The 24638-nt window shown below is 71.5% G+C and carries 20 protein-coding genes and 1 tRNA gene; 11 read left to right on the top strand and 10 right to left on the bottom strand.

Annotated elements, in window-relative coordinates; all coding sequences use genetic code 11:
- Positions 1 to 50 precede the first annotated feature (50 nt).
- On the top strand, positions 51 to 1499 hold the full coding sequence (locus ACLJQE_RS27170) for a nucleotide disphospho-sugar-binding domain-containing protein (RefSeq protein ID WP_410642208.1): 1449 nt from the start codon (positions 51 to 53) through the stop codon (positions 1497 to 1499).
- Positions 1500 to 1626: 127 nt separating this feature from the next.
- Here ACLJQE_RS27170 and ACLJQE_RS27175 read toward each other — a convergent pair whose 3' ends face one another.
- The 3 genes from ACLJQE_RS27175 to ACLJQE_RS27185 are packed head-to-tail and all read right to left on the bottom strand — an operon-like array spanning position 1627 to position 5271.
- Positions 1627 to 2847, bottom strand: coding sequence for a methyltransferase domain-containing protein (locus tag ACLJQE_RS27175; protein WP_410642209.1), 1221 nt, complete (start codon positions 2845 to 2847; stop codon positions 1627 to 1629).
- Between the two features lie 34 nt (positions 2848 to 2881).
- Positions 2882 to 3868 (bottom strand): NAD-dependent epimerase/dehydratase family protein, encoded by a 987-nt coding sequence (locus ACLJQE_RS27180; RefSeq protein WP_410642210.1) that lies wholly within the window; start codon positions 3866 to 3868, stop codon positions 2882 to 2884.
- Positions 3865 to 5271: a nucleotide sugar dehydrogenase gene (locus tag ACLJQE_RS27185; protein ID WP_410642211.1), complete on the bottom strand. Its 1407-nt coding sequence runs from the start codon at positions 5269 to 5271 to the stop codon at positions 3865 to 3867. The genes ACLJQE_RS27180 and ACLJQE_RS27185 overlap by 4 nt, the downstream gene beginning before the upstream one ends.
- Before the next feature lie 256 nt (positions 5272 to 5527).
- Here ACLJQE_RS27185 and ACLJQE_RS27190 point away from each other — a divergent pair, with 256 nt between their 5' ends.
- Complete coding sequence (locus tag ACLJQE_RS27190) at positions 5528 to 6088, top strand: NUDIX domain-containing protein (RefSeq protein ID WP_410642212.1); 561 nt, start codon at positions 5528 to 5530, stop codon at positions 6086 to 6088.
- A gap of 3 nt (positions 6089 to 6091) precedes the next feature.
- On the opposite strand, the gene ACLJQE_RS27195 is transcribed toward ACLJQE_RS27190, so the two are convergent.
- Positions 6092 to 6940, bottom strand: a complete 849-nt coding sequence (locus tag ACLJQE_RS27195) for an alpha/beta fold hydrolase (RefSeq protein WP_410642214.1) — start codon at positions 6938 to 6940, stop codon at positions 6092 to 6094.
- A 273-nt stretch (positions 6941 to 7213) separates the two neighbouring features.
- Between ACLJQE_RS27195 and ACLJQE_RS27200 the strand changes: the two genes are divergently transcribed.
- The 5 genes from ACLJQE_RS27200 to ACLJQE_RS27220 all read left to right on the top strand — a co-directional run bounded on the left by ACLJQE_RS27200 (position 7214) and on the right by ACLJQE_RS27220 (position 13820).
- Positions 7214 to 8398, top strand: coding sequence for an acyl-CoA dehydrogenase family protein (locus ACLJQE_RS27200; protein WP_410642216.1), 1185 nt, complete (start codon positions 7214 to 7216; stop codon positions 8396 to 8398).
- 358 nt (positions 8399 to 8756) lie between these two features.
- On the top strand, positions 8757 to 10274 hold the full coding sequence (locus ACLJQE_RS27205) for an MFS transporter (protein WP_410642218.1): 1518 nt from the start codon (positions 8757 to 8759) through the stop codon (positions 10272 to 10274).
- Between the two features lie 95 nt (positions 10275 to 10369).
- A complete protein-coding gene (locus tag ACLJQE_RS27210; protein WP_410642220.1) occupies positions 10370 to 11533 on the top strand; it encodes a DegT/DnrJ/EryC1/StrS family aminotransferase in 1164 nt (387 codons plus the stop codon).
- Between the two features lie 102 nt (positions 11534 to 11635).
- Positions 11636 to 12652: an alcohol dehydrogenase catalytic domain-containing protein gene (locus ACLJQE_RS27215; RefSeq protein ID WP_410642222.1), complete on the top strand. Its 1017-nt coding sequence runs from the start codon at positions 11636 to 11638 to the stop codon at positions 12650 to 12652.
- Positions 12653 to 12671: 19 nt separating this feature from the next.
- A complete protein-coding gene (locus ACLJQE_RS27220) occupies positions 12672 to 13820 on the top strand; it encodes a nucleotide disphospho-sugar-binding domain-containing protein (RefSeq protein WP_410642224.1) in 1149 nt (382 codons plus the stop codon).
- A 240-nt stretch (positions 13821 to 14060) separates the two neighbouring features.
- Here the strand turns inward: ACLJQE_RS27220 and ACLJQE_RS27225 are convergent, their stop codons facing one another.
- From ACLJQE_RS27225 to ACLJQE_RS27245, 5 genes are all read right to left on the bottom strand, one after another.
- Entirely contained in the window at positions 14061 to 14258 is a 198-nt protein-coding gene (locus ACLJQE_RS27225) for a hypothetical protein (protein WP_410642226.1), read from the bottom strand.
- Between the two features lie 276 nt (positions 14259 to 14534).
- Positions 14535 to 14798: a hypothetical protein gene (locus ACLJQE_RS27230; protein WP_410642227.1), complete on the bottom strand. Its 264-nt coding sequence runs from the start codon at positions 14796 to 14798 to the stop codon at positions 14535 to 14537.
- Positions 14799 to 15132: 334 nt separating this feature from the next.
- Positions 15133 to 15209, bottom strand: a tRNA-Arg gene (locus ACLJQE_RS27235).
- A gap of 703 nt (positions 15210 to 15912) precedes the next feature.
- Entirely contained in the window at positions 15913 to 16287 is a 375-nt protein-coding gene (locus ACLJQE_RS27240; RefSeq protein ID WP_410642229.1) for a peptidase inhibitor family I36 protein, read from the bottom strand.
- 177 nt (positions 16288 to 16464) lie between these two features.
- A complete protein-coding gene (locus tag ACLJQE_RS27245; protein ID WP_410642231.1) occupies positions 16465 to 17520 on the bottom strand; it encodes a LacI family DNA-binding transcriptional regulator in 1056 nt (351 codons plus the stop codon).
- A 75-nt stretch (positions 17521 to 17595) separates the two neighbouring features.
- Between ACLJQE_RS27245 and ACLJQE_RS27250 the strand changes: the two genes are divergently transcribed.
- On the top strand, positions 17596 to 18777 hold the full coding sequence (locus ACLJQE_RS27250) for an MFS transporter (RefSeq protein WP_410642233.1): 1182 nt from the start codon (positions 17596 to 17598) through the stop codon (positions 18775 to 18777).
- Positions 18778 to 18961: 184 nt separating this feature from the next.
- Positions 18962 to 20140 (top strand): sensor histidine kinase, encoded by a 1179-nt coding sequence (locus ACLJQE_RS27255; RefSeq protein WP_410642477.1) that lies wholly within the window; start codon positions 18962 to 18964, stop codon positions 20138 to 20140.
- Here ACLJQE_RS27255 and ACLJQE_RS27260 read toward each other — a convergent pair.
- The gene (locus ACLJQE_RS27260) at positions 20114 to 20752 is read right to left on the bottom strand and encodes a histidine phosphatase family protein (protein ID WP_410642234.1); all 639 of its coding nucleotides are present in this window, start codon (positions 20750 to 20752) and stop codon (positions 20114 to 20116) included. The genes ACLJQE_RS27255 and ACLJQE_RS27260 overlap by 27 nt on opposite strands.
- 57 nt (positions 20753 to 20809) lie before the next feature.
- Here ACLJQE_RS27260 and ACLJQE_RS27265 point away from each other — a divergent pair, with 57 nt between their 5' ends.
- Positions 20810 to 22828 (top strand): cytochrome c oxidase assembly protein, encoded by a 2019-nt coding sequence (locus tag ACLJQE_RS27265; RefSeq protein ID WP_410642235.1) that lies wholly within the window; start codon positions 20810 to 20812, stop codon positions 22826 to 22828.
- A gap of 130 nt (positions 22829 to 22958) precedes the next feature.
- Positions 22959 to 24635 (top strand): energy-dependent translational throttle protein EttA, encoded by a 1677-nt coding sequence (ettA, locus tag ACLJQE_RS27270; protein WP_410642236.1) that lies wholly within the window; start codon positions 22959 to 22961, stop codon positions 24633 to 24635.
- The last annotated feature ends 3 nt before the right edge of the window (positions 24636 to 24638 follow it).

Consider the following 24638-nt stretch of genomic DNA (forward strand, 5'->3'; position numbering starts at 1 on the left):
GCCTGACTTCCCACCGACGACGACACCTCATCCGGAGTCGAGGAGATTCGATGCGAGTCCTGTTCACGGTCTATCCGAACTCACTGGCGCACCTCTACCCGGTGGTCCCGCTCGCCTGGGCGTTGCAGAGCGCCGGCCACGAGGTCCGCATCGCCGCGCACCACAGCTCGGCGGACCTGATCACCAAGACGGGCCTGACCCCGGTGCTGCTCGGCGACCCGGACCAGCCGCCGGTGCGGCTCACCGACAACTGCGCCCCGCCGCACCACCAGGACATCGTGAACCGCTACGCCGACGTGATGGGCCTGTCGCCCGAGGGCCGCGAGCACTGGATCGTGTTCTACCAGTGGCTGATGCAGCCGACGTCGGACTACGTGCGGCTCGACCGCTCCGAGGCCGATGACCTGATCGAGTTCGCGAAGGTCTGGAAGCCGGACCTGATCTCGTGGGACGCCACCATCCCGGCCGCCGCGGTCGCGGCGAAGGTCTGCGGCGCGGCGCACACGCGGCTGCTGATCGGGCACGACATGTTCGGCTGGAGCCTGGACCGGCTCGCCGAGAACGAGTCCGCCCTCAAGGCGGCCGGCCTCGACCCGAACCCGCTGGCCACGCTGATCCGGCCGCTGGCCGAGAAGTACGGCTACGAGGTCGACGACGAGCTGCTCGTCGGGCAGTGGAGCATCGAGACCATGCTGGAAGGCCTGCGGCTGCCCACCAGCACGAAGAAGCTGCCGATGCGGCACGTCCCGTACGTCGACCCGGCGCCGTTCCCGAAGTGGCTCTACCAGCGTCCCGAGGCGACGCGCTGTGAGTGCTGCGGCCGCAAGAACCGCCGCCGCGTCGCGCTGTCGCTGGGGGAGTCCACCCGCCGGTTCATCAAGGGCGACTGGGACCGCGCGCCGAAGATCATCAAGGCCCTCGGCGAGCTCGACGACCTCGAGATCGTGGCGACGCTGGACAAGGCGCAGCTGGCCGACGTCGAGGAGATCCCGCCGAACGTCAAGGTCATCGACTGGGTCAACCTGCCGCACCTGCTCCCGACCTGCTCGGCGCTGATCCACCACGGCGGCATCGGCACGTACTCGTCGGCGGTGGCGCACAAGGTCCCGCAGCTGGTCTGCGACGTCGAGGGCGTGTCGCTGCTGATGCGCCTGGTCGAGGACGGCGACGTGAACAAGACCGGCACCTACCGCCTCGGCTGGGAGTTCGACGAGCGCGAAGAGGGCGAGCCCGACGCGGCCACCTCGCACTGGGAGCTGCCGGCGAAGAAGGTCGAGTCCACCGTGGTGTCGGACTTCGTCATCTCGACCGGCGCCGGCGTCCGCCTCGACCACCGCGCCACCACGGTCGAGGAGATCCGCGACCTGGTCTGGTCGGTGGCCACGGACCAGTGCTACCGCCACGCGGCGGCGGCCCTGCACGACGACTGGCTGGCGATGCCGTCCCCCAGCGACGTGATCCCGGACCTGGAGAAGCTGATCGTCCAGCACCGCCGCTGACCCCCCTGCACCACCCGGAAGCCGTCGTCCCGCATCGGGACGGCGGCTTCCTTTCTTCGTGCGGCAACGAGCACGGCGACGAAAAGGCCCCGCCGAGCGGACTCGGCGGGGCCTTCGCGGTCGGGCGTCAGAGCACCTCGACCTCCGGGACGAAGCGGATCCACTTGCCGCCGGCCGCGCGGAAGGCCTGTTCGTTGGCCATGATCTCGGCCGCGTGGTTCCACGCGAACAGCACCGCGTAGTCCGGGTAGTCGTCCGAGAACGCCGACGGCGGCTTCACCGGCAGGTGCGAGCCCGGCAGCAGGTGGCCCTGCTTGCCCGGCGTCGAGTCGACGACGAACGGGATCAGGTCGGTCGTGATCCCGCAGTACGTGGTCACCGTCGAGCTCTTGCCCGGCGCGCCGTACCCGACGACGGTCTTGCCCTCGGCCCGCAGGTGGGTGAGCAGCCCGACGAGGTCGTCGCGGATGCGCTCCACGTTCCGGCCGAACCGGGCGAACGTCAGTGGCTCCGAAAGCTTGCCCGCCTCCTCCTCGGCGAGGAGCGCGTCCAGCGCGGCCGACGTCGTCCGCGCGCCCGGGCGGGCGATGGTGTAGCGGACTTCGCCACCGTGCATGGCGATGTGCTCGGCGTGGACGAGTTCGAAACCGAACCGCTCGGCCATCCGGCGCACCGAACCCGCGCTGAAGTAGAACACGTGCTCGTCGTAGATCTGGTCGAACGCCATGCCGTCGATGATCGTGCCGAGGTAGGGCTCCTCGAACACGAAGATGCCGTCGTCGGACAGCAGCGCGTCGATGCCGCGGAACAGCGATTCGACGTGCGCGATGTGGCAGATGGTGTTGGCGCCGAAGATGACGTCCGCGGCACCGTGCGCGCCGCGGACGGCGGTCGCGGTCTCCTCGTCGAAGAACGCCGAGAGGACCTGCACGCCCTTGGCCCTGGCCAGCTCCGCGACGTTCCCGGACGGCTCGACGCCCAGGTGCCGGACCCCCGCCTCGGCGATCGCCGACAGCATCACGCCGTCGTTGCAGCCGATCTCGACGATGAACGGGTCGCCCCCGGTGAGCTCGTTGGCGAGGAACCACTCGGCGTCGGCCCGGAAGTGCTTGCGGTGGCCCGCCGAACCGGAGGCCTGGTACCGGTAGCCGGCGTGGTAGCGCAGCTCCTGCGGCACCTCCTCCATCAGCTGCACCATGGTGCAGCTCTCGCAGGCCCCGACCGCGAGGCGGAAGCGGAATTCGCCGTCCACCTCGTGGGGGAGCAGGAAGCCGTTCGCCGTCGGCTGGTTGCCCAGGTCGACGAACTCCGCGACCTGGCCGCCGCACACCCGACACTTCGTACTCATGGACTGGCCCTCACTGTTCGTGGTCATGGCATCCTCACTCCGCGCCGCTGTCGTCCTGGCCGAGCCACCAGTCCGCCCCGCGCGCCCACTCGACGGTCTTCACCAGGCCGTCGCGCAGCGCGGTTTCGGGCCGCCAGCCGAGGATGGCCTGCGCCTTGGCGTTGTTGGGCACCCGCCGCGGCAGGTCCTGGTACGACGCACCGAGCTTCTCGCCGGTGTCGACGTCGACGACGGCGGTCGCGCCGGTGATCTCGCCGATCAGCCGGACGACCTCGCCGACGGTGGTCTCCACCATGCTGCCGATGTTGAACGCCTGGCCCGTCGATCCCGGGTGGTCCGCGGCGCGCAGGGTGCCCTCGATCGCGTCGTCGACGAAGGTGAAGCAGCGGGTCTGCCTGCCCTCGTCGTAGACCACCAGCGACCGCCGGTTGAGTGCGCGGTGGATGGACCGGCTGACGATGTAGGCGGGCCGCTGGCGCGGGCCGTAGACGTTGAAGTAGCGCACGATCGTCGCATCGAGTCCGCGCTGGCGGGCGAAGGCGAAGGTCAGGTGCTCGGCCAGGGCCTTGCTGGAGGAGTAGGACCACCGGTCGTGCGACGTGCCGCCGAGCACGCGGTCGCCGTCCTCGTCCCACGGCACCGCCGGGTTCTTGCCGAACACCTCGCTGGTGCTGGCCAGCACGACCTTCGCGCCCGCTTCGAGCGAGAGGTCGAGGACGGACCGGGTGGCGGCGTAGTTGATGTCGATCACGTCCAGCGGGCGCGCCAGGTACTGGTCGACGCCGACGACCGCGGCGAGGTGGTAGACGACGTCGACGCCGGGCCGGATCACGCTCGCCAGCTTCGCGGCGTCCCGCAGGTCGCCGGTGACGTACCGGACGCCCTCGACCGGGAAGCGCGACGCCACCGCGTCCAGGACGGTGACGCGGTCGCCGCGGTCGACCAGGCGCTCGACCAGGTGCGAGCCGACGAAACCGGTGCCACCGGTGACGACGGCGTGGCGGGCGGGGTGGGTGCTCATCGTCCGGTCTCCGTCCAGATCCGCTGCGCGCCTTCGTCCGGGCCGGGAATCGCGTCCCCACGGCCGATGCCGCGGTAGACGTAGCCGGCGGCACGCAGCTCGGCGATCTTTTCCTTGGGGTAGTAGGCCCGGCCGTCGAGGACCAGGCAGTTCTCCGCGACCGGCAGGGCGGCGAAGTCGAGGTCGTGGAAGTCGCGGTGCAGGGCGAGGATCGCCAGGCAGTCCGCGTCCCGCACGGCCTCTTCGAGCGTGGCGGCCGGCCGGACGCCGAACAGCTCCTCGGCCGCGTCCGCGTCGACCAGCGGGTCGTACACGGACACGGTCAGCCCCGCCTTGGCGAGTGTCTTCACCGCGCCGACGGTCGGGGTGGCCCGCAGGTCCCCGGTGTCGTTCTTGAACGCCAGGCCCAGCACGGCCACCTTGCTGCCGGTGGGGTTCTTGCCCTGGCGCACCAGCTCGTCGACGGCCAGCTGCGCGGTGTACTCCGGCATCCCGGCGTTGACCTCGCGCCCGGCCGGGGCGGTCCGGATCTGCAGCCCGAGCCGGTCGGCCGAGCGCCACACCATCCAGGGGTCCTTGGTCAGGCACGAGCCGCCGACGCCCACGCTGGGGAGCAGGATGTTCACGTTGCCCGCGCCCTTGGGGATCGTGTTCGCCGCGGTGATCACGTCGAGCACGTCGACGCCGTAGAGCGCGCAGAACTTCGCGAGCTCGTTCGCCAGCGCGATGTTCAGGTCGATCCACCAGTTGCTGGCCAGCTTGACGATCTCGGCCGCTTCCAGTGAGTCGCGGGGGATCACCTCGACCCCGAGCGCGCGCTGCCAGAACGCCTCCGCGGCGGCTTCGCTGTCCGCGCCGAGCCCGCCGGCGACGATCGGGAAGGTCCGCAGCTCACGCAGGGCGGTGCCCTCGGCGAGCCGTTCGGGGGTGAACGCCAGTCCGAAGTCGACGCCGCCGGTCAGGCCACTCTCCTCCAGCAGCGGCAGCACGATGCCGCGGGTGGTGCCCGGGGGCACGGTGCTCTTGAGCACGATCAGCTGACCCGGCCGCAGGTGCTCGCTCAGCGCCCGGCAGGCGCCGCGCAGCTGCTCCTCGGCGAGGGAGCCGTCCTCGCGCACGGGGGTGCCGACCGAGATCAGCACGACGTCGGCGGTACCGGCCTCGGCGATGTCGGTGGTCACGCGCAGGTGCCCGTCGGCGAGGCCGCGGAAGATCAGTTCGGCGAGACCGTCTTCGGCGAACCGGCAGTGGCCGCGGGCGAGTTCGCCGACCAGCCGGGGATCGGTGTCGACGCCGACCACGTCGAACCCCCGGTCGGCCAGTGTCGCGGCGATGCACGAGCCGACATAGCCGAATCCGATCACCGCCACTCGGAGCTGGTCCTTGTCGGGCAGAAAACGCATTCGCGTCTCCAATCAAGTGATAATGCCTCCGGGGCCGGCTCGCGGGCCGACTGCGGCACCGAGCGCGGGTCCTGCACGAACTCGTCGGGGGCGAACGCGCCGGACACGGCGGACCGGTCCTGCCGGTGGCCGGCCGGACCGCCGGTCTCCCCAGCGACCATGGTCCGCGCGGGCCGCCGCCGCCCGCGTCTCCTCTGTTGCTTGTGGAGCACCGCCAGAGAAGCGCCGTCCGTCCGGCGGCGCCTATCGTGAGGCCATGGCTGACGCCGCCGATCTCCCGGTGATCCGGCAGATCTCCACCCGGCAGGTGTACGAAAACGCGTGGCTGAGCGTCCGCGAGGACGGCATCGAGCGCCCCGACGGTTCACACGGCGTCTACTCCGTGATCGACCGGCCCGACTTCGCCGTGGTGATCGCCGCCGAGCGCGGCGGTTTCCACCTCGTCGACCAGTACCGGTACCCGATTTCCGCGCGGTACTGGGAGTTCCCGCAGGGCTGCTTCCCCGGCCGCCGCGACGGAGACCCGCTCGAACTGGCGCACCGCGAGCTGGCCGAGGAGACCGGGTTGCGCGCGGGCTCGATGGTGCCGATCGGCAGGCTGGCCGCCTGGCACGGCGCCAGCGGCCAGATGTGCACCGTGTTCCTGGCGACGGACCTCGTCCAGGGCGAACCCGACCGCGAGCACGAGGAGCAGGACATGCGGCACCGGTGGTGCCCGCGCGCGGAGTTCGAGGCCCTGATCCGCGCCGGCGGGATCCGCGACAACACGACGGTTTCGGCGTACACCCTGCTCCGGCTGCACGAAGACGCCGCCTGACCCTCACCGGGGTAACCGGCTGTCCTGACGGATGATCTCCCGCAGCGCCACGGCGAACTCGTCGGGCTGGGTGACGTAGCCGACGTGCCCGCCGGGCAGGTGCACGATCGGGTTGCCGGTGTGCTCGGCGAGCACCGTGTTGGGCAGGTACGGGAAGCGGTCGGGGGCCGTGTCGTCGCCCGCCAGCACCAGTTTGTCCGAAAAGGACTTCAGCAGCCGCAGGTTCGGGCGGTAGGCCGGGTAGGGGCGCAGCTCGTGCTCGAACCAGAACACGTGGTTGCGGCGGATCCGGCCGAGCATCTCGGCGAGCTCGTCCGGCGGCAGTTCGGTGCGCCGCGGCGGTTTCGTCGTGGTGTCCATGCCCATGCCCGAGCGGAACGCCTTGCGCGCGGCGTCCACGCCTTCGCGCTGGTAGGTCTCGTACAGCTCGGCGTAGAACCCGAGCCACTGTTCGGCGTCCGGCAGCACCGACGCGAGCGGCGGCTCGTGCGCGACGACCGTGTGCACCAGGTCGGGGTGCCGTTCGAGGGTGGCGAGCGCGACGATGGCCCCGGAGCTCGACCCGAACACCGCGGCCGGTCCGGGGGCCAGGTGCCGCAGCAGGGCGCCGATGTCGTGCGCGTCGTCGGCCAGCCGGTCGTCGCCGACCGGGCCGTCGAGCGGGCTGCGGGAGAAGCCCCGGCGGTCGTAGGTGATCACCGTGTACTCGTCGGAGAGGGTCTCCGCCAGCGGGACGAAGGGCGCGGCGTCGCCGTTGCCGCTGGGGATGATCAGCAGCGCCGGGCCGGCGCCGCGAACCTCGTAGTGCAGGCTCGCGCCGGGCACGGCCAGCCGGTCGGTGGTGACTCGCATGCGCATCCTCCGGTCAAGGACGGGTTTGGCGCCAGTGTCGGACGGCCGGTGCCCGGGGCGCGTCTTTCGGCTTGGCCTCTTCGGCGGCGCTTCCGGCCCTGCCGGCTCTTCCGGCGCTTCCGGCTCTTCCGGATTGCGCAGCCTCCGGCGGCCGCATCCCGTGAGGTGCGGCCGCCGGGACGGGGGTGCGAACGTCGGGACGCGCGCGGCGTCCTGTTGCGCCCGGAGCCGCCCGGCCGGGCCTCCGTCGTTTGTCATCCCGTGGAGGTCATGGTGCCGAGCACCCCCCTTCCGACCCGCGCCCAGCTCGTCGAACGCGCGGCCGGCCTGGTCCCGCTCCTGCGCAGCAACGCGGCCAAGGCGGCCGAAGACCGCCGCCTCACCGAAGAGACGATCGATGCCCTCGCCGACGCCGGGATCTTCAAGCTCCGCGTCCCCGCCCGGTTCGGCGGCTACGAGGCGGACACGACCACGCTGATGGAGGTGGCCGCTCAGCTCGGCCGCGGAGACGGCTCGGCGTCGTGGGTCGCCTCGGTCTACTCGATCCCGGGCTGGATGGTCTGCATGTTCCCGGAGGAGGTGCAGGAGGAGGTGTTCGCCACCCCGAACGTCCGGGTGTGCGGGACCCTCAGCCCCACCGCCTTCGCGAAGACGGTCTCCGGCGGCTACGTCGTCAACGGCAAGTGGAGTTTCATCAGCGGCGCGCCGCACGCGCACTGGCAGGAGATCATCGCCATCCTCGACCCGGGCGACGGCTCCGAGCCGTACCCCCTGATGGCCCTGGTCCCGATGGCGGACCTGCAGGTCGTCGACGACTGGTTCGCCACCGGCCTCAAGGGCTCGGGCAGCCTCACCACGATCGCGCAGGACGTGTTCGTCCCGGCCGAGCGGGCGCTGCCGATGCCGACCGTCGTGCAGGGCAACACGGTCTCCGAGCGCAACGCGCGGATCCCGATCTACCGCGCGCCGCTGGTGCCGGTGTCCGGCGCGTGCACTGTCGGCACCCTCCTCGGCCTGGCGCGCGCGGCGAAGGAGAACTTCCTGGAATGGCTGCCGGGCCGCCGGATCGCGTACACCGCCTACTCGAAGCAGTCGGACGCCGCCGTCACCCACCTGCAGGTCGCCGAGGCCTCGCAGAAGATCGACCAGGCCGAGTTCCACGCCCGCCGGATCACCTCCACCGTGGACCGGAAGGCCGTCGAGGGTGTCCCGTGGACGCTCGTGGAGCGGGCCCGCAACCGGGCGGACGTCGGCGAGGTCTGCAAGCTGGCCAAGGAAGCCGTCGACATCCTCGCGGCCGGCGCGGGCGGCGCGTCGATCTACCAGCACGTGCCGATCCAGGGCATCCTGCACGACCTGCAGGCCGCGAGCCTGCACGCGTTGATCAACCCGACCACCGCCGCGGAATTGTACGGTCGTATTCTGTGCGGTTTGGAACCGGACACCGCATACATCTGAGTCCCGATTCCGCCGTCGCGGCCCGGCCCACCACGGGAATCCGTGGCCGCAGGTCAGAGCCTGTTTCACCGGGGGCAAACAGTGGGAAACGCACGGTTCGGCCGGACAGTTCCCGGCGCGGGTCGCACCGCATTCCGGAAGATGCTCGTGACGAGCGGCCTCTGGGACAGTTACTCACCGTACGAACCGACCTCGAAGTCACAACGCCCTGTGCGTCTGGCCTTTGTGATCCCTCGGTTGGCCGGCGGCTTTGTTGGAGAGAGGATGATGATAAGTGACCGGTAACGGCGCGCCGCCCTTGGCCGGGCGGCGGGAATGGTGGGGGCTGGCGATACTCGCCCTCCCCACGATGTTGACGATGATGGACATCAACGTCCTGTTCCTCGCGCTCCCGCACCTGAGCGCAGACCTGGGCGCGAGCAGTACCGAGCAGCTGTGGATCACCGACATCTACGGCTTCCTGATCGCCGGGTTCCTGGTGACCATGGGCACGCTCGGTGACCGGGTAGGCAGGCGAAGGGTCCTGGTGGTCGGTGCCACCGCCTTCGGCATCCTTTCGGCGATCGCGGCGTTCTCGACCAACCCCGAGACGCTGATCGTCATCCGGGCCCTGCTCGGCATCGCGGGCGCGACGATCATGCCCTCGACGCTCGCGCTGATCATGGGCATGTTCCAGCACCCGAAGCAGATGGGTGCCGCGATCGGTGTCTGGGCCACCTCGATGATGGCCGGTATCGCCCTCGGCCCGGTGGTCGGCGGTCTGCTGCTGGCCTCGTTCTGGTGGGGTTCGGTCTTCCTGCTCGCGGTGCCGATCATGGTGCTGGTGCTGGTGTTCGGGCCGATCCTGCTGCCCGAGTTCAAGAACCCCAACGCGGGCAAGCTCGACCTGGTGAGCGTGCTGCTGTCCCTGCTGGCGATCCTGCCCTTCATCTGGGGCCTCAAGGAGGTCGTCCGCTCCGGCTGGGCGGTCGCGCCGGTCCTGGTGGCCGTGGCCGGCATCGTGTTCGGCGTGGTGTTCGTCGTCCGGCAGCTCAAGCTGGCGAACCCGCTGCTGGACGTCCGCCTGTTCGCGATCAAGGCCGTTTCGGGTGGCCTGATCCTGGGCCTGCTGTTCGCCGCGATCCAGGGCGGCACGGGCCTGCTCGTCACCCAGCACCTGCAGCAGGTGGAGGGCTTCTCGGCCCTGAAGTCCGCGCTGCTGCTGCTGATCCCGGCCGTGATCATGGTCATCGGCATCCAGGTGACCAACCCGCTGTCGCTGAAGGTGCGGCCCGGCATCATCATGATGGTGGGCATGCTCGTCGCGGCGGCCGGCATGCTGGTGCTGAGCCTGTACGACACGGCTTCGGGCGTGGGCGTGCTGATCCTCGGCTCGTGCATCATCTTCATCGGCGGCAGCCCGATCGGCGTCCTGGTGAACAAGGTCGTCATGGGCTCGGCTCCGCCCGAGAAGATGGGGTCGGCGGCTTCGCTGCAGTCGACCGGTGGTGAGCTGGGTGTCGCGCTCGGCATCGCCGCGCTCGGCAGCATCGCGACGGCGGCTTACCACAGCCACCTGACGGTGCCGGCCAGCGTCACCGGCCCGGCCGCCGACGCGACCCGCGAGAGCATCTCCAGCGCGGTGCTGGCGGCGGGTTCGCAGCCGCCGGCCGTCGCGCAGGACCTGCTGTCCGCGGCGGGCGACGCGTTCACCGGCGCCCTGAACACCACCGCGGGCATCTGCGCGGTCGTGTTCGTGGCGCTGGCCGCGCTGGCCTTCGCCACCCTCCGGCACATCCCGGTCCCGCCGGCGCCGCCCACGGGCCCGCCGCCGGAGGCCGCGCCGGAAGGTGCCCCCGCGGAAGGGGAAGCCTCCGCGGAGGCCGCGCAGGCCTGACGGCCGGCGCGACAACGGAAAACCCTGGGTCCGGCCGGATCGCCCTCGCGATCCGGCCGGACCCGCCCGTGATCCAGCCATCTCGAGGAGTCCCGATGGAGCCGATGATCAACGTCATGCAGCCGGCGCTGGGTGAGCGCGAGCTCGCGGCCGTCCGGGAGGTGTTCGAGAGCAACTGGATCGGCCGTGGCGCCCGCACGAACGAGTTCGAGTCGGCTTTCGCACGGCACATCGGGGTCGACGCCGGGCACGTGACGTCGACGAACTCCTGCACCGAGGCGACGTTCATCGCGATGGAGCTGCTGGAGGTCGGGCCGGGCGACGAGGTCGTGTTGCCGTCGCCGAGCTTCGTGGGCGCGGGCAACGCGATCGCTTCCCGTGGCGCGGTGCCGGTGTTCTGCGACGTCGACGAAGCAACGCTGAACCCGCGCGTCGAGGATGTCGAGGCCGTGTTGACCGAGCGCACCAAGGCGGTGCTGATCCTCCACTACGGCGGTTACCCGGGCGAGGTGGCGCGAATCGCCGAGCTGTGCCGCGACCGCGGCATCTCCCTGATCGAGGACGCCGCCGTCGCCATCGCGTCCACTGTGGACGGCCAGGCGTGCGGCACCTTCGGCGACATGGGCGTGTGGAGCTTCGACCACGGCAAGATCGTGGTCACCGTGGACGGCGGCATGCTGTGCGTGCGCGACCCGGAGCTGGCCGCGCGCGCCCCCAAGATCGCCTACCTCGGCATGGAGCAGCGCAGCGGGTACGACCAGGCGATGCGCGCCCAGACCCGCTGGTGGGACTTCGACGTCACGTCGTTTTCGCGCCGCTCCACGACGAACGACGTGCTCGCCGCCGTCGGCACGGTCCAGCTGAGCCGCCTGGGCGAGTTCATCGACCGGCGGCGCGAGGTCGCCGAAGCCTACGACGCCGGGCTGGCCGGCGTGCCCGGACTGCGCGTCCCGCCGCCCCTGCCCGAAGGGCACACGTCGTCGTACTACATGTACTGGCTGCAGTTCGAGGACGGCAACCGCGACCAGGTGGCCCGCGACCTCTACGAGCGCGGGGTGTACACGACGTTCCGCTACCCGCTGCTGCACCAGGTCCCGGCGTACGGCTCCGACGCGGTCCTCCCCGGCGCCGAAGCCGCCGCGGACAAGACGCTGCTGCTGCCGATGCACCAGTCCCTGTCCGACGCCGACGTCGACCGGGTCATCTCGGCCGTGCGCGAGTGCACCGGCCGGCGCACCCGGAACGCCCGCGCCGCCTGAGCTGCCCGGCTTCCGCAGCCGGGGAGACGCCGGGGCGGGTGGTGCGCTGGCACCGTTGCCGTACGGGTCCCGAAAGTTTTCCGTCCAGTGAGGATGATGGTCATGAAGGCTGCGGTAATCCCCGGGGTCAACGAGGAGTGGGAGCTGCGGGAGGTGCCGACCCCCGAGCCCGGCCCGGCGGACGTGCTCATCCGGGTGCGGGCCTCCGGGATCTGCTCGAACGACGTCCTGGTGACCAAGGGGATGCTGCCGTTCCCGGCGTTCGACCCCGCCATCCCCGGCCACGAGCCGGTCGGCGAAGTCGTCGCGGTCGGCGACGCGGTCACCAGCCGCCAGGTCGGCGACGTCGTCGGCACCACCTGGATCCGCGGCACCTGCGGCAGCTGCGACTACTGCCGTCTCGGCCTGCCGCTGTCCGCGCGCGCCGCCTTCGCCTGTGCCGCGCCCATTTCCACCGGCTTCACCGTCCAAGGTGGACAGGCCGAGTACATCGTCGTCGCCGCGGACCAGACCGTGCTCATCCCCGACCACCTGGCACCGGAGCTGGCGGTTCCCGTGCTGTGCGCGGGGTACACCAGCTGGAGCGCGCTGCGCACGGCCGACCCGAAGCCGGGCGAACGGGTCGCGGTGGTCGGCATCGGCGGCCTGGGCCACCTGGCCGTCCAGTACGCGCGCGCCTGCGGTTTCGACACGATCGCCGTCACCAGCTCGCCGGAGAAGCACGACCTGGCCCGCGAGCTGGGTGCGGGCACGGTGGTGTCCAACGGCGAAGAGCTGCGCGCGGCCGGCGGGGCCGACGTCGTGCTCGTCACCGGAACGTCGTACCGCGCGGCCGCGGACGCGATGACCGGCCTCAACGTCAACGGCCGCCTGGTGCTGGCCGGCATCGACGTCACGGAGCCGTTCACGCTGCCGCCGATGCTGCCGTTCTTCGGGCTGGGCCAGCGGATCATCGGCGCCACCCACAACGGCACGGAGTACCTGCGCGAGGCGCTGGACCTGGTGGCCGCGGGCAAGGTCAAGCCGCTGGTGGAGACGTTCGCGGCCGAAGACGTCGCCGAAGCCGTCCGGAAGGTCGGCAAGGGCGAGGTGCGGTTCCGCGCCGTCGTGACGTACTGACCTGACACGGGGGGACGTCGTGCGGATCCTGTTCACCACCGTGGCCCTGCCCGGTCACTTCTTCCCGCTGGTTCCGCTGGCGTGGGCCTGCCGCGCGGCGGGGCACGAGGTCCTGGTGCTCAGTGCGGCGGACTTCGTTCCGACGGTCCTCGGTTCGGGACTGCCTGCGGCGTCGTCGGGGCCGGCGGAGCGGTTTGCCGACCTGGTCGCCGACGACCGGCCGAGCGCCGGCCTGGCGGAGCAGCGCGCGGCCCACGGCCGAGTGTTCGGCCGGATGGCCGCCCGCAGCCTGCCGGGCACGTCGGTGGTCATGCGGACGTGGCAGCCCGACGTGGTGGTGAGCGAGCGAGCCGAGTTCGCCGGCCCGCTCGCGGCGTGGCACCTGGGAATCCCGCAGGTGGAGCTGCACTGGGGGGTGGCGGCCCTGCCCGAGTACCGCACGGCGGCGGCGAAGGAGCTGTCGGTCCAGCTGGCGGCCCGAGGCCTGGACGCCCTGCCCCGCCCGGCGGCGGTGCTCAACCCGTGGCCGCCGTCCCTGCGCCTCCCGCACGCGGCCGGCCACACCGGCATCCGCCCGCTGGCCTACAACGGCGAGGCCCGGGTGCCGGACTGGGTGCTGCGCCGCCGTCGCCGGCCGCGGGTGTGCCTGACGCTGGGCACGGTGGTGCCGCGCACGGGCCGCAGCCAGGTCGCCGGGAGCGTGCCCGACATCGTCGCCGCCCTGGCGGACCTGGGGGTGGAGATCGTGATCGCGGTGGACGACCGCATCGCGGCGGGCTGGCCCCCGCTGCCCCCGGAGGTCCGGCACGTGGGCCGCATGCCGCTGTCCCCGGTGTTCGCGGCCTGCGACGCGGCCATCCACCACGGCGGCCAGGGCACCGCACTGACGGCGATCGAGGCGGCTCTGCCGCAGCTGGTCCTCCCGGTGTTCGACGACCAGTTCGACAACGGAGCAGCGATCACGGCCGCCGGCGCCGGCATCCGCCTCCTCCCGACCGAGATCGCCCCGTCGGCGATCGCCGCCCACTGCGAGGAGCTCCTGGCCAGGCCCGGCTACCGCCGGGCGGCCGAGGTGCTGGCGGCGGAGCTGGCGGGAGAGCCGACCCCGATCGAGGTGGCGGAGAACCTGGTGGGCCTGGTCGCGGGGGGTATCGCGGAGGCCGCCTGACCCGGACGGGCCGCGGCGGGACCTGCCCGGTTCCGGCGGCCTGCCGGGGCGCGGGTGCGCCTTTGCGCGGCGCTGCCGGATCGGTACTCGCCCCGGGCGGTCCCGGTGCGTGGGACCGAGGTGACTGCACGGCTCGCGGCTCGGTTTCGGCGCGCCCACCTCGGCCGCACCCTGTTCGCCCGGCCCGGCGTGCGTGGAGCCCCGACCGCCTGGAAACCACGACCCCGGCCGGGGCGGAACTCAGAACCAGGCGGTCAGGCGCTCGAAGGCGTCGCGTTCCTGGCGGCTGAGCGGCGGTTGAAGACACAGGTCCGGGTGCCAGACGGGCGCGAGGTACGCCGGCGCCGCGAACGGGCCGGGGCCGGTGAGCCCGTTGAGCAGGTAGCCGGTGTGGCTGTAGCCCGCCGTTCGCTCGATCGCGTTCAGCAGCTTCCTCACCATCGGATCTGGCACCGGAACGTCCTCCGCATTCGTCAAACCGGGGCGGACGGTGCCGCCTCGTTCTTCCATCATGCTGTTTCCGGCGGGGAAATACCACCTTCGTGTGGTCCGAATGGCGCCCGTTCCCCGTTGCAGCGGCTCTGAGCTGCGCTTTCGCCGTGAGGGGCCCCACGGGTGAGTGCGCCCGCCCAGTAGCGCAATCTGGAAGATGCGCGGCGACCCGGTTTCGGGTAAGGCGCCCCGAGCCGGGGGACCACCGTCTACAAGCGACAGTCAGGCAGCCTCCGAAGTGGACGGAGGTGCGCCGGGGACCGGAGACGGTGGCGGTGCGGGCGGGGTGCGGTCGAGCGGGACGTCGTCCGGCCTCGCCCGGGTGGCGGGTCCGCGGTCTTCCCGCCTCGCGAGGTGGTGCATCTTCCTCAGGTGCCGTTGCACCAGCCCGGCGCGGCGCGCCTCGGTGAACGCGCCGCGAGCGGCGCCGTTCGCGCGGCGGCGGTGGTGGCGGTGGTGTCGTGGGGTGGATTCCTGGTCCGTCATGGCGTTCGTCCTCGGAAGGTCGGCGGGGTGCGCGGCGGGCACGCCGGCGTCATTGCTCGGTGTGACCGCCCGGTCGCGGTGAGAACGGGGTCGGAACGGCGCCCGGGATCGCCGTCCGGATAACAAGATTGTCTCGAGGGGTGCGGGCACCGCGATTGTTGGGCCAGTTGGCCGCATGCGCCGATGGTCGCCCGGTCGGGTGCGGGGCAAGGAAGAACGCGGCCCGTTACCGTCCACTGTGGGGGCATGACGTCGTCGGCGACCCGGCCGGGTGTGAGGCGGATCTCTCGGCCGGAGCACGCCGTGCGCGACCTGCGCACGGCGTTTTCCCTGGTGGCGCCCCCGGCAGGACTCGAACCTGCGACCTAGAGATTAGAAGGCTCTTGCTCTATCCAGCTGAGCTACGAGGGCCCGCGCCGACGACCTGTCCCGCCCGTGCCGGTCGCCCGGCACGGGCAGCTTAGTCGTCGCCATCCTCTCGATCGTTCGACACCGGCGAATCGTTTCAGGTCTCGTTCGACTTGATTCGGAAAAGTCGGCGGCGCGATGTCACGGCGGGGCAACGCGCCGGAGCCCGTGCACGGTGGACCGGCCAGGGGCGAGGATGGTGGTGTGGACCACAGCCGCCACTCGGTCGGGTGAGAGGGCAGCCGTGCCCGGGTGGGAACACCTGCGGTGGGGCGCCTCAGGGCCGGGAAGTGGCCTGGCTTCTGGTGTCACGAAGGGCATGGCTGCGTCGGCCTTTCCGGGAGCGCGTGATGGGTCGCCAGTGGACTTCGGCCGGTGCAGCCGAGGTGATGGGCTCGTCGTGCGTGAACGGTTGCTGTGGGTGGTCGGTCCGGTGTCTCGCGGGTTTTGTCGTGCTCGCCCGTCGGGCTGGGCGGGCGGTGTTGTGCCGTGCCGGGAACGCTCCCGGCGGAGCGTCCCGAGGCCGCCGATCCGACCGGCTTCCCCAAGAAACCCCTGCGTTCAGCGGGGACCCGTGGGCGCGCCACGCCGCGGAGGCGCGCCCACGGGGTGGGGCCGCTTCGGGGGAGCGGCCCCGGTCGGGCCCGGTCGCCGCCGCGAGCCGGCTCCCCCTTGGAGCGGACGGCGTGCGGGCCCGGTCAGGGCGTCACTCCCAGATCTGGATGCCGCGGACCAGGAAGGGCGCGTTCGGGACGAACGTGCCGCCACCCGGATAGGTGACGAAGTCTCCCTCGGTCGAGCATTCCTCGTCCTGGTACACCGTGACGTCGCGGGTCATCAGATTCGCGAATGACGACCCGTCGAATCCCTCGGGCAGTGGCAGGCATTCTTCGGTATTGGCCGAGCGCAGGTCGAAGCGCTGGATTTCGCCGCCGTAGCCGTCGGACGGCCACAGGCAGAACTCGCCCTTGCGGCAGGCCGGATCCGTGCCGGCGTGGGCGGCTCCGACGCTGGTCAGCAGGCCGATCAGGGCCAGGACCACGATCTGCGGCAGGCGGGAACGAAGACGACGTGAAGACATGGTGGATTTCCCCTCCGGAATCGCGGCTCTTGCCGGCCGCGGTGAACGTGTGATTCCAGATTGGCGGGTGGTGGGGGGTTTGTCAGCCCGCGATTTCGATTCTGTGGACAACTGCCCGGCAGTGGAATGGTTGTCCACAGATCCGTGAGCGGTCTTGCGGACCGGACGAGGACGGTGCTAACAGGGGCCCGTGCTGCCGCGCACCACCAGCGAAACCGGCACCTCGACCGGCGCCGGCACCGAACCGTCGTCGAGCAGCGCCAGCGCCAGTTCCCCGGCGATCCGGCCCTTGGCCGCGAGGTCCTGCCGGACCGTGGTCAGCGGCGGTGACGACCACGACGACGGCGGGCTGTCGTCGAAGCCGGCCACCGAAAGCTCGCCCGGCACGCTGATCCCCAGCTCACGGGCCGCGGCCAGCACCGCCAGCGCGAGCTGGTCGGACATGCACAGCACCGCGGTCGGCCGCGGCGACGTCCCGAGCAGCGCGAACGCCCCGGTCATCGCGCTCTCGGCGCTCAGCCCGGCGGCTTCCTCGACCACGACGGCGCACGACCCCAGCTCGTCCAGGTAGCCACCCAGCCGTTCGCGGACGTCGTGGAAGGGCGCGGCCGCCGCCTCCGCCACGCTCAGCCCGCCCCCGCCGGGCTTGAGGTGGCTGCACGCGGCGAAGATCCCGAACCGCCGGTGCCCCAGGTCCAGCAGGTGCCGCGCGGCCAGTGCCGCGCCGAGCCGGTCCGCGCAGCCGACCCGCGCCGTGCCGGGCAGCAGCGGCTGGTCGATCACCACGAGCGGCAACCCCCGCGTGCGCACCGCGTCCAGCGAAGGAGCGCCGTCGGGCAGCGAATACACGATCGCGATGTCGGCCTGCGCGGCGAGCACGCGGTCGGCGGGCGGGCCGCCGTGCGCCCCGCCGGGCAGGAGCAGCAGCGCGTGCCCGCGCGGGTCGATCACCCGGGCCAGCGCGTCCAGCGTCAGGTACAGCGCGGGGTCGGCGAACGCCATCGACAACGACGTGTCCAGCAGGACCGCGATCGCGCCCGTGCGGCTGGTCGCGAGGCTCCGCGCGGTCGGGTCCGGGCCGGGGTAGCCGAGCTCGGCCGCCACCCGCAGGACCTCGGCCCGCAGCCGGGCAGACAGCTGGTCGGGCCGGTTGTAGGCGTTCGAGACGGTGGCGCGCGAGACGCCGACGGCGCCGGCGACGTCGTCGAGCGTGGGACGGCGGCGCCGGGTCATCGGCGCAGTCTAGCCGCAGCCCGGTGGACTTTCTGAAGCGCTTAAGTCACCCTGGGAGGCACGAAAGGGGGACGCATGCGGGACCGGATCGCGGTGTTCACCGTGTTCGCCCTCAACGGGCTCGCGCTGGGGTCGTGGGCGTCGCGCACGCCCGCGCTGACCGCGCAGGTGCACGCGTCGCCCGGGGTGTTCGGCCTGGCCCTGCTCGGGGCCAGCGCCGGGATGCTCGCCGCCGCCTCGGTGTCCGGACGGCTGATCGAGCGGGCCGGTGCACGGGCGGTGGTCGCCGGGAGCACCGCGATGGCCGCCGGTTCGCTGGTGCTGATCGGGTTCGCGCCCACCGTCCCGCTGCTGGCCGGGGCGCTGCTGGTGATCGGCGCGAGCGTCGGGATGCTCGACGTCGCGATGAACGTCGCCGGCGTGGCCGTCGAACGCCGGCTCGGCAAGCCGGTGATGTCCGTGTTCCACGCGGGGTTCAGCTTCGGCGCGCTCGCCGGTTCCCTGGCTGCCGGCCTCGCCGCCGGGCACGGCTGGTCGCCGGCGCGGCACCTCACCGTGGCCGCCATCGTCGCCCTCCTGGTGCTGGCCCTCGTGATCCGCGCCGTCCCCGGCATCCGACCCGCGCACACCGAAGAGCCGGTCGTCACGCCGGCGCGCGCGCCGATCCGGCGGCCGGTGCTGTGGCTGCTCGCCGCGGTCGCGCTGTGTTCGGCCATCGCCGAGGGTGCCTCATCGGACTGGTCGGCGCTGCTGATGACGGTCGAGCGCGGAGTCGGCCAAGGCGCCGCGGCTCTTGCGTTCGCGGGAATGCAGCTGGTCATGGGCCTGACCCGGCTGGCGGGCCCGTGGGCGCAACGCCGGTTCGGCCCGACCCGCTGCCTCGCCGCGGGCGCCACCCTCGCCGCCGCCGGGCTGGTCGCCGCGGCCACGATCCCGGCCGCCGCCGCCGGTTACGCCGGGTTTGCGCTGGCCGGCGCGGGTCTCGCCGCGTCCTTCCCGATGGCCCTCAGCCTCGCCGGAGACGCCGGGAAGCGTGGCGACGGCACCGGCGGCGAGCGCGAGATCGGCTTCGTCACCGCCCTCGCCTACACCGGCTTCCTGGGTGGCCCGCCGATCGTCGGCGGTATCGCGCAGGCGACGGACTACAACGTGGCGTTCGTCTTCGTCGCGCTCATCGCGGCGTTGATCCTGCCCGCCGCGGTCGCCGCACGGCGGTCGCGACGGCGGGAGGAAGCGGCGGCGATGGCCGGCCGCTAGGCCGTCCGTGCCCGAAATCCGGCCCCTGGCCCGCGTTTCCGCCAGTGCCCGGGCGTTGACAGTCTCCTGGTGCGCGAGGCAAGCTGAACCCCGTCGGTAAACTGAAATGAATACGGCGACGTTTCAATTTCAGGTCGGCTGATCAGGGTAGGGGCCTTGGTCCGGGGAGGACGTCGTGAGGGTTGTGCTGCTCGGCGGCGCGGGGGCGCTCGCCGGCCGGAGCGGGCGGTTCGGCGGGACGGGGTCGAGACTCGTCCAGGACGCCGTGCCGCGGCTCGTGCTGGTACCGGTCGCGTTCCGGCTGGCACTGTTCCTGCAGGCGGTCTGGTTCGGCGGCCCGCTGAGCGCGCCGGTGCTCTGGACCGCGATCACCCTCTACCTGGTGCCGAACCTGCTCGAAGTGGCCTGGGTCTTCCGCCGGGCCACCGGCATCCGGCCGGTTCTGGCCGCCGACACCGCGTACACGCTCATGACGAGCTTCGCCGCGGCCGTGTTCGCGGCGCAGTCACCCGAGCTGCTGACCCTGGCCTGGCCGAACATCATGGGCACGGTCATGGTCTGGACCCTGCTGCTCGGCGCGCCCGCCGGAGCCGTCGCGATCGCCGGTGCGCTGCTCCTGAGGTACGGCATGGCCGCGGTGTCGGGCACGTCGGCCCCCGCCACGTGGATCCTGCTCGCCCTGGTCGCGGCCGCCGTGACGGCGCTGGCCATCGTCCTGCTCGTCGCCGGGTCCATGCGGTTCGCGCTCGGGCTGGGCGAGCAGCGCGGCCGGGCCGCCGAGCGGGAACGGCACCGCCGCGACGTCCACGACACCGTCCTGCAGGTCATGGAGTCCCTCGCGCTGCCCGCGCCCGGGGACGCGCTCGACCCGCGGGGCAGTCTCGACCAGGTTCGCCGCACCGCCCGCGCGCACGCCCTGCGCCTGCGGCTGAGCCTCGACGGCGACGCGCCCGCCAAACCGGGCGGGCTCGAACACCGGCTCGGCGCGCTGGCGGTCGAGATGACGGCGGACGGCCTCCGCGTCGACCTCGTCGTGCTCGCGAAGCCCACTGACGCGCCCGAAGCCGTCGTCAACGCTCTTCACGACGCAACCCGCGAAGCACTGCGAAACACCCTGAAGCACGCGAGGACGACGAAGGCCGTCGTGTGCCTCGAAGAGCGTGAAAGCGTGGTCACGGTGTCCGTGCGCGACCACGGGACCGGCTTCGACCTCGGCGCGCGCCACGCCGGATTCGGCATCGAGAACTCGATCCACGCCCGGATGGCCGAGATCGACGGCGCCGCGCGCATCGACTCGGCACCCGGCCACGGCACCCGCGTCGTGCTGACCGCGCCGCTAAAGCTGGGTTTCCCCGTCGGGTGAGTCCCGCCACTGCGCGAACGGGCGGTCCAGCGCCCACTTGCCGTCCTGCTCTTCGAGGACGCGGTATTCGCAGGTGGCCGGATTGGACAGGGACTCGAACAGCTCGATGCTCCAGCCGAAGAGCCGTCGGCAAAGCAGCCGCAACGTGAGCCCGTGGGAGACGACCAGGACCGTCTCCGGGTGACTTTCCTCGCGCATGCGCAGGTCCGAGAGGAACGCCGCGACGCGGTCGTCGACGTCCGCGCCCGACTCGCCGAAGGGCAGCCGGTAGAAGAAGTGCCCGAACTCGTGGCGCCGCGCCTTCTGGATTTCCTGGTCGGCCGGGTCCTGGAGGTTGCCCCAGTCCTGCTCGCGCAGCCGCGGCTCCGGCACCAGCCGTTCGCACGACGCCCGGATGTCCAGCAGCCGCAACGTTTCCCGGGTGCGCAGGTACGGGCTCACGTACACCGCGGGCCGCGTGCCGTCGAGCAGCCGGGCGATCTCCGGCGCCACCGCGCGGGCTTCCCGCTCTCCCTTGGCGGTCAGCGGCAGCGCGTGGTCGGGGATCCGCGTGTAGGCGAGCTCGTCGACGTTGCCGAGCGACTCGGCGTGCCGCAGCAGGATCATCTTCACGGCGCCCATCCTGCCCGTCACACGGGCCTGACCGGGGCTGGGCATACCCTCAGTGGCGTGTCCGCGACGAAATCCGACGTCCCCACCCAGCGCCGGGCCGGCGTGCTGCCCCTGCTCGTGGTCGGAGTCCTGCTGGCCGCCGTGGTCGCGATCGGCCTGATCGCCCTCACCGGCGGGGCCGGCTACGCCATCGCCGGCCTGCCCGACCCGGGTCTGGTCACCAAGTACGGCATCACCCTGATGCGGGTGCTGTCCGAATGCGCGTCGGTGATCTGCGTCGGCTCGCTGCTGCTGGCCGCGTTCCTGGTGCCGCCGCAGAAGTCCGGGACGCTCGGGCCGGAGGGCTACGGCGCGCTGCGCGTGGCCGGGATCGCCGCCTGGGTGTGGTTCGCCGCGGCCCTGCTCTCGGTGGCCTTCACGGCCGCCGACACCGCCGGAAAGCCCTTCGGTGAAGTCCTGGACCCGCAGACGCTGCTCGACCTCGTGGGCGCCATCGAACAGCCGAAGGCGTGGCTGTGGACGGCGCTGATCGCGGTCCTCGTCGCGCTCGGCTGCCGGCTCGCGCTGAGCTGGGGCTGGACGGCGGTGCTGTTCTTCCTGGCCGTCGGCGGGCTGGTCCCGGTCGCCGTCACCGGGCACTCCGCCAGCGGCGGCTCGCACGACGTCGCCACCAACAGCCTGCTGTTCCACCTGGTCGCCGCGGCGCTGTGGGTCGGCGGCCTGGTCGCCCTGCTCGCGCTGGGGTACCGGCGCGGGGGCCACCTGAGCCTGGCCGCGCGGCGGTTCTCGAAGCTGGCCCTGGTCTGCTGGATCGTGATGGCGCTCTCCGGCGCGGTCAACGCACTGGTCCGGATCGGCCTGAACGACCTGTTCACCACCGACTACGGCCTGCTGGTCGTGGCCAAGACGGTCGCACTGCTGCTGCTCGGGGTGTTCGGGCACCAGCAGCGCGAAAAGGGGGTCGCGAACCTCGTCGACGGCAAGGGCGGCGCCCAGCTGCTGCGCCTGGCCTCGGTCGAGATCCTGATCATGTTCGTCACGATCGGCATCGCGACCGGGCTGGCCAGGACGCCACCGCCGGCGGACGCGGTCACCCAGCCGTCCACCACCGAGCTGCTGATCGGCTACAACCTCGACGGCGCGCCGACGGTCTGGCGGCTGCTCTTCGACACCCGCTTCGACCTGGTCTACGGCACGCTCGCGCTCGTACTCGGCGGGCTGTACCTCGCCGGGGTCCGACGGCTGCTGCGCCGGGGCGACACCTGGCCGGTCGGCCGCACGGTCGCCTGGATCGCCGGCTGCGTGGTGCTGCTGATCGCGACGTCGTCGGGCATCGGCCGGTACGCGCCCGCGATGTTCAGCGTCCACATGGGCAACCACATGCTGCTGTCGATGGTGACGCCGGTGCTGTTCGTGCTCGGCGGGCCGGTGACGCTCGCGCTGCGCGCCCTGCCGGCCGCGGGCAAGGACACCCCGCCCGGCCCGCGCGAGTGGCTCGTCGCCTTCGTGCACTCGCCGGTGTCGCGGTTCCTCACCCACCCGGTGGTCGCGCTGCTGCTGTTCGTCGGCTCGTTCTACGCGCTGTACTTCTCCGGCATCTTCGACACCGCGCTGAACTACCACTGGGCGCACCTGGCGATGAACGGTCACTTCCTGCTCGCCGGGTACGTCTTCTACTGGCCGGTGATCGGCGTCGACCCGGCGCCGCGGCGGATCCCGTACCTCGGCCGGCTCGGCATGATGTTCGCCGCGATGCCGTTCCACGCGTTCTTCGGCGTGATCCTGATGAGCAAGCAGACCGTCATCGGGCAGGCCTTCTACAGCCAGCTGCACCTGCCGTGGGTCACCGACCTGCTCACCGACCAGCGGCTCGGCGGCGGCATCGCCTGGGCCGCCGGCGAGGTCCCGGTCCTGCTGGTGCTGATCGCGCTGCTGGTGCAGTGGGCGCGTCAGGACGAACGCGAGGCGAAGCGGAGTGACCGGCGCGAAGCGGTGACGGGCGACGAGGAGCTGAACGCCTACAACGCGATGCTCAAGAACCTCGCCGAGGGCAAGCGACCCTCGGGTTCCAGTTGAGGTTGAGCCGCCATCCGGATGCCGGGAAAACGGTGGTGCCGGTACTCTCGCCGTGATCCCTGGCTGACTTTCGGTAGTCCGACGGTGACCGGCGTCGAGCCGCGATCAGGTGCGCTCTACGATCGTGGGTATGGCCGAGTTCATCTACACCATGAAGAAGGTGCGCAAGACCGTCGGGGACAAGGTCATCCTCGACGACGTCAGCACCGCGTTCTACCCCGGCGCCAAGATCGGCGTGGTCGGGCCGAACGGTGCCGGTAAGTCCACCGTTCTCAAGATCATGGCGGGGATCGAGCAGGCCAGCAACGGCGAAGCGTTCCTCCAGCCAGGCGCGAGCGTCGGCATCCTCATGCAGGAGCCGGAACTCAACGAGGAGAAGACGGTCCGGCAGAACGTCGAAGAGGGCCTGGGCGAAGTCAAGGTCAAGCTCGACCGGTACAACGAGGTCCTCAAGCTCATGGAGACCGAGTACACCGAAGAGCTGATGGAGGAGATGGGACAGCTCCAGGAGGAGCTGGACCACGCGGACGCCTGGGAGCTCGACTCGACCGTCGAGCAGGCCATGGACGCGCTCCGCTGCCCGCCGCCGGACGAAGGCGTCTCACACCTTTCCGGTGGTGAGCGCCGCCGGGTCGCGCTGTGCAAGCTCCTGCTGTCGGCGCCCGACCTGCTGCTGCTCGACGAGCCCACCAACCACCTGGACGCCGAAAGTGTCCTGTGGCTGGAGCAGTTCCTCTCCCGCTACGCCGGCGCCGTCCTCGCCGTCACCCACGACCGGTACTTCCTGGACAACGTGGCCCAGTGGATCATGGAGATCGACCGCGGCCGGGTCGTCGGCTACGAGGGCAACTACTCGACGTACCTGGAGAAGAAGCGCGAGCGCCTCGAGGTCCAGGGCAAGAAGGACCAGAAGCTCGCGAAGCGCCTGAAGACCGAGCTCGAGTGGGTGCGGTCCAACGCCAAGGCCCGTCAGACGAAGTCCCGGTCCCGCCTCGACCGCTACGAGGAGATGGCGGCGGAAGCGGACAAGCACCGCAAGCTCGACTTCGAAGAGATCCAGATCCCGCCGGGTCCCCGGCTGGGCAACGTCGTGGTCGAGGTCGAGAAGCTCAAGAAGGGCTTCGACGACCGCGTCCTCATCGACGGCCTGTCGTTCGACCTGCCGCGCAACGGCATCGTCGGCGTGATCGGCCCGAACGGCGTCGGCAAGACCACGCTGTTCAAGACCATCGTCGGGCTCGAAGAGGCCGACGACGGCGTGGTCAAGATCGGCGAGACGGTCAAGCTGTCCTATGTGGACCAGAACCGCGGCGGGATCGACCCGAAGAAGACCGTCTGGCAGGTCGTCTCCGACGAGCTGGACTACATCCACGTCGGCCAGACCGAAATGCCGTCGCGGGCGTACGTCAGCGCGTTCGGGTTCAAGGGCCCGGACCAGCAGAAGCCGGCCGGCGTGCTCTCCGGTGGTGAGCGCAACCGGCTCAACCTGGCGCTGACGCTCAAGCAGGGCGGGAACCTGATCCTGCTCGACGAGCCGACCAACGACCTGGACGTCGAGACGCTGGGCTCCCTGGAGAACGCGCTGGAGCAGTTCCCCGGCTGCGCCGTCGTGATTTCCCACGACCGGTGGTTCCTCGACCGGGTCGCGACGCACATCCTGGCTTGGGAAGGTACGGACGAAGACCCGGCGAAGTGGTTCTGGTTCGAGGGCAACTTCGAGGGGTACGAGAAGAACAAGGTGGAGCGGATGGGCGCCGAGGCTGCCCGCCCGCACCGTGTCACCCATCGCAAGCTGACCCGCGACTGAGGG

It is taken from the genome of Amycolatopsis sp. lyj-346, assembly GCF_046548975.1.
Lineage (GTDB): Bacteria > Actinomycetota > Actinomycetes > Mycobacteriales > Pseudonocardiaceae > Amycolatopsis.

Bases quoted from the DNA above. Each gene is read 5' to 3' on its own strand.
- ACLJQE_RS27240 (WP_410642229.1), bottom strand. From the start codon at position 16,287: ATGTCTTCACGTCGTCTTCGTTCCCGCCTGCCGCAGATCGTGGTCCTG.
- ACLJQE_RS27215 (WP_410642222.1), top strand. From the start codon at position 11,636: ATGAAGGCTGCGGTAATCCCCGGGGTCAACGAGGAGTGGGAGCTGCGG.
- ACLJQE_RS27205 (WP_410642218.1), top strand. From the start codon at position 8,757: ATGATGGACATCAACGTCCTGTTCCTCGCGCTCCCGCACCTGAGCGCA.
- ettA (WP_410642236.1), top strand. From the start codon at position 22,959: ATGGCCGAGTTCATCTACACCATGAAGAAGGTGCGCAAGACCGTCGGG.
- ACLJQE_RS27190 (WP_410642212.1), top strand. From the start codon at position 5,528: ATGGCTGACGCCGCCGATCTCCCGGTGATCCGGCAGATCTCCACCCGG.
- ACLJQE_RS27230 (WP_410642227.1), bottom strand. From the start codon at position 14,798: ATGACGGACCAGGAATCCACCCCACGACACCACCGCCACCACCGCCGC.
- ACLJQE_RS27180 (WP_410642210.1), bottom strand. From the start codon at position 3,868: ATGAGCACCCACCCCGCCCGCCACGCCGTCGTCACCGGTGGCACCGGT.
- ACLJQE_RS27245 (WP_410642231.1), bottom strand. From the start codon at position 17,520: ATGACCCGGCGCCGCCGTCCCACGCTCGACGACGTCGCCGGCGCCGTC.
- ACLJQE_RS27195 (WP_410642214.1), bottom strand. From the start codon at position 6,940: ATGCGAGTCACCACCGACCGGCTGGCCGTGCCCGGCGCGAGCCTGCAC.
- ACLJQE_RS27175 (WP_410642209.1), bottom strand. From the start codon at position 2,847: ATGAGTACGAAGTGTCGGGTGTGCGGCGGCCAGGTCGCGGAGTTCGTC.
- ACLJQE_RS27210 (WP_410642220.1), top strand. From the start codon at position 10,370: ATGGAGCCGATGATCAACGTCATGCAGCCGGCGCTGGGTGAGCGCGAG.
- ACLJQE_RS27185 (WP_410642211.1), bottom strand. From the start codon at position 5,271: ATGCGTTTTCTGCCCGACAAGGACCAGCTCCGAGTGGCGGTGATCGGA.
- ACLJQE_RS27250 (WP_410642233.1), top strand. From the start codon at position 17,596: ATGCGGGACCGGATCGCGGTGTTCACCGTGTTCGCCCTCAACGGGCTC.
- ACLJQE_RS27170 (WP_410642208.1), top strand. From the start codon at position 51: ATGCGAGTCCTGTTCACGGTCTATCCGAACTCACTGGCGCACCTCTAC.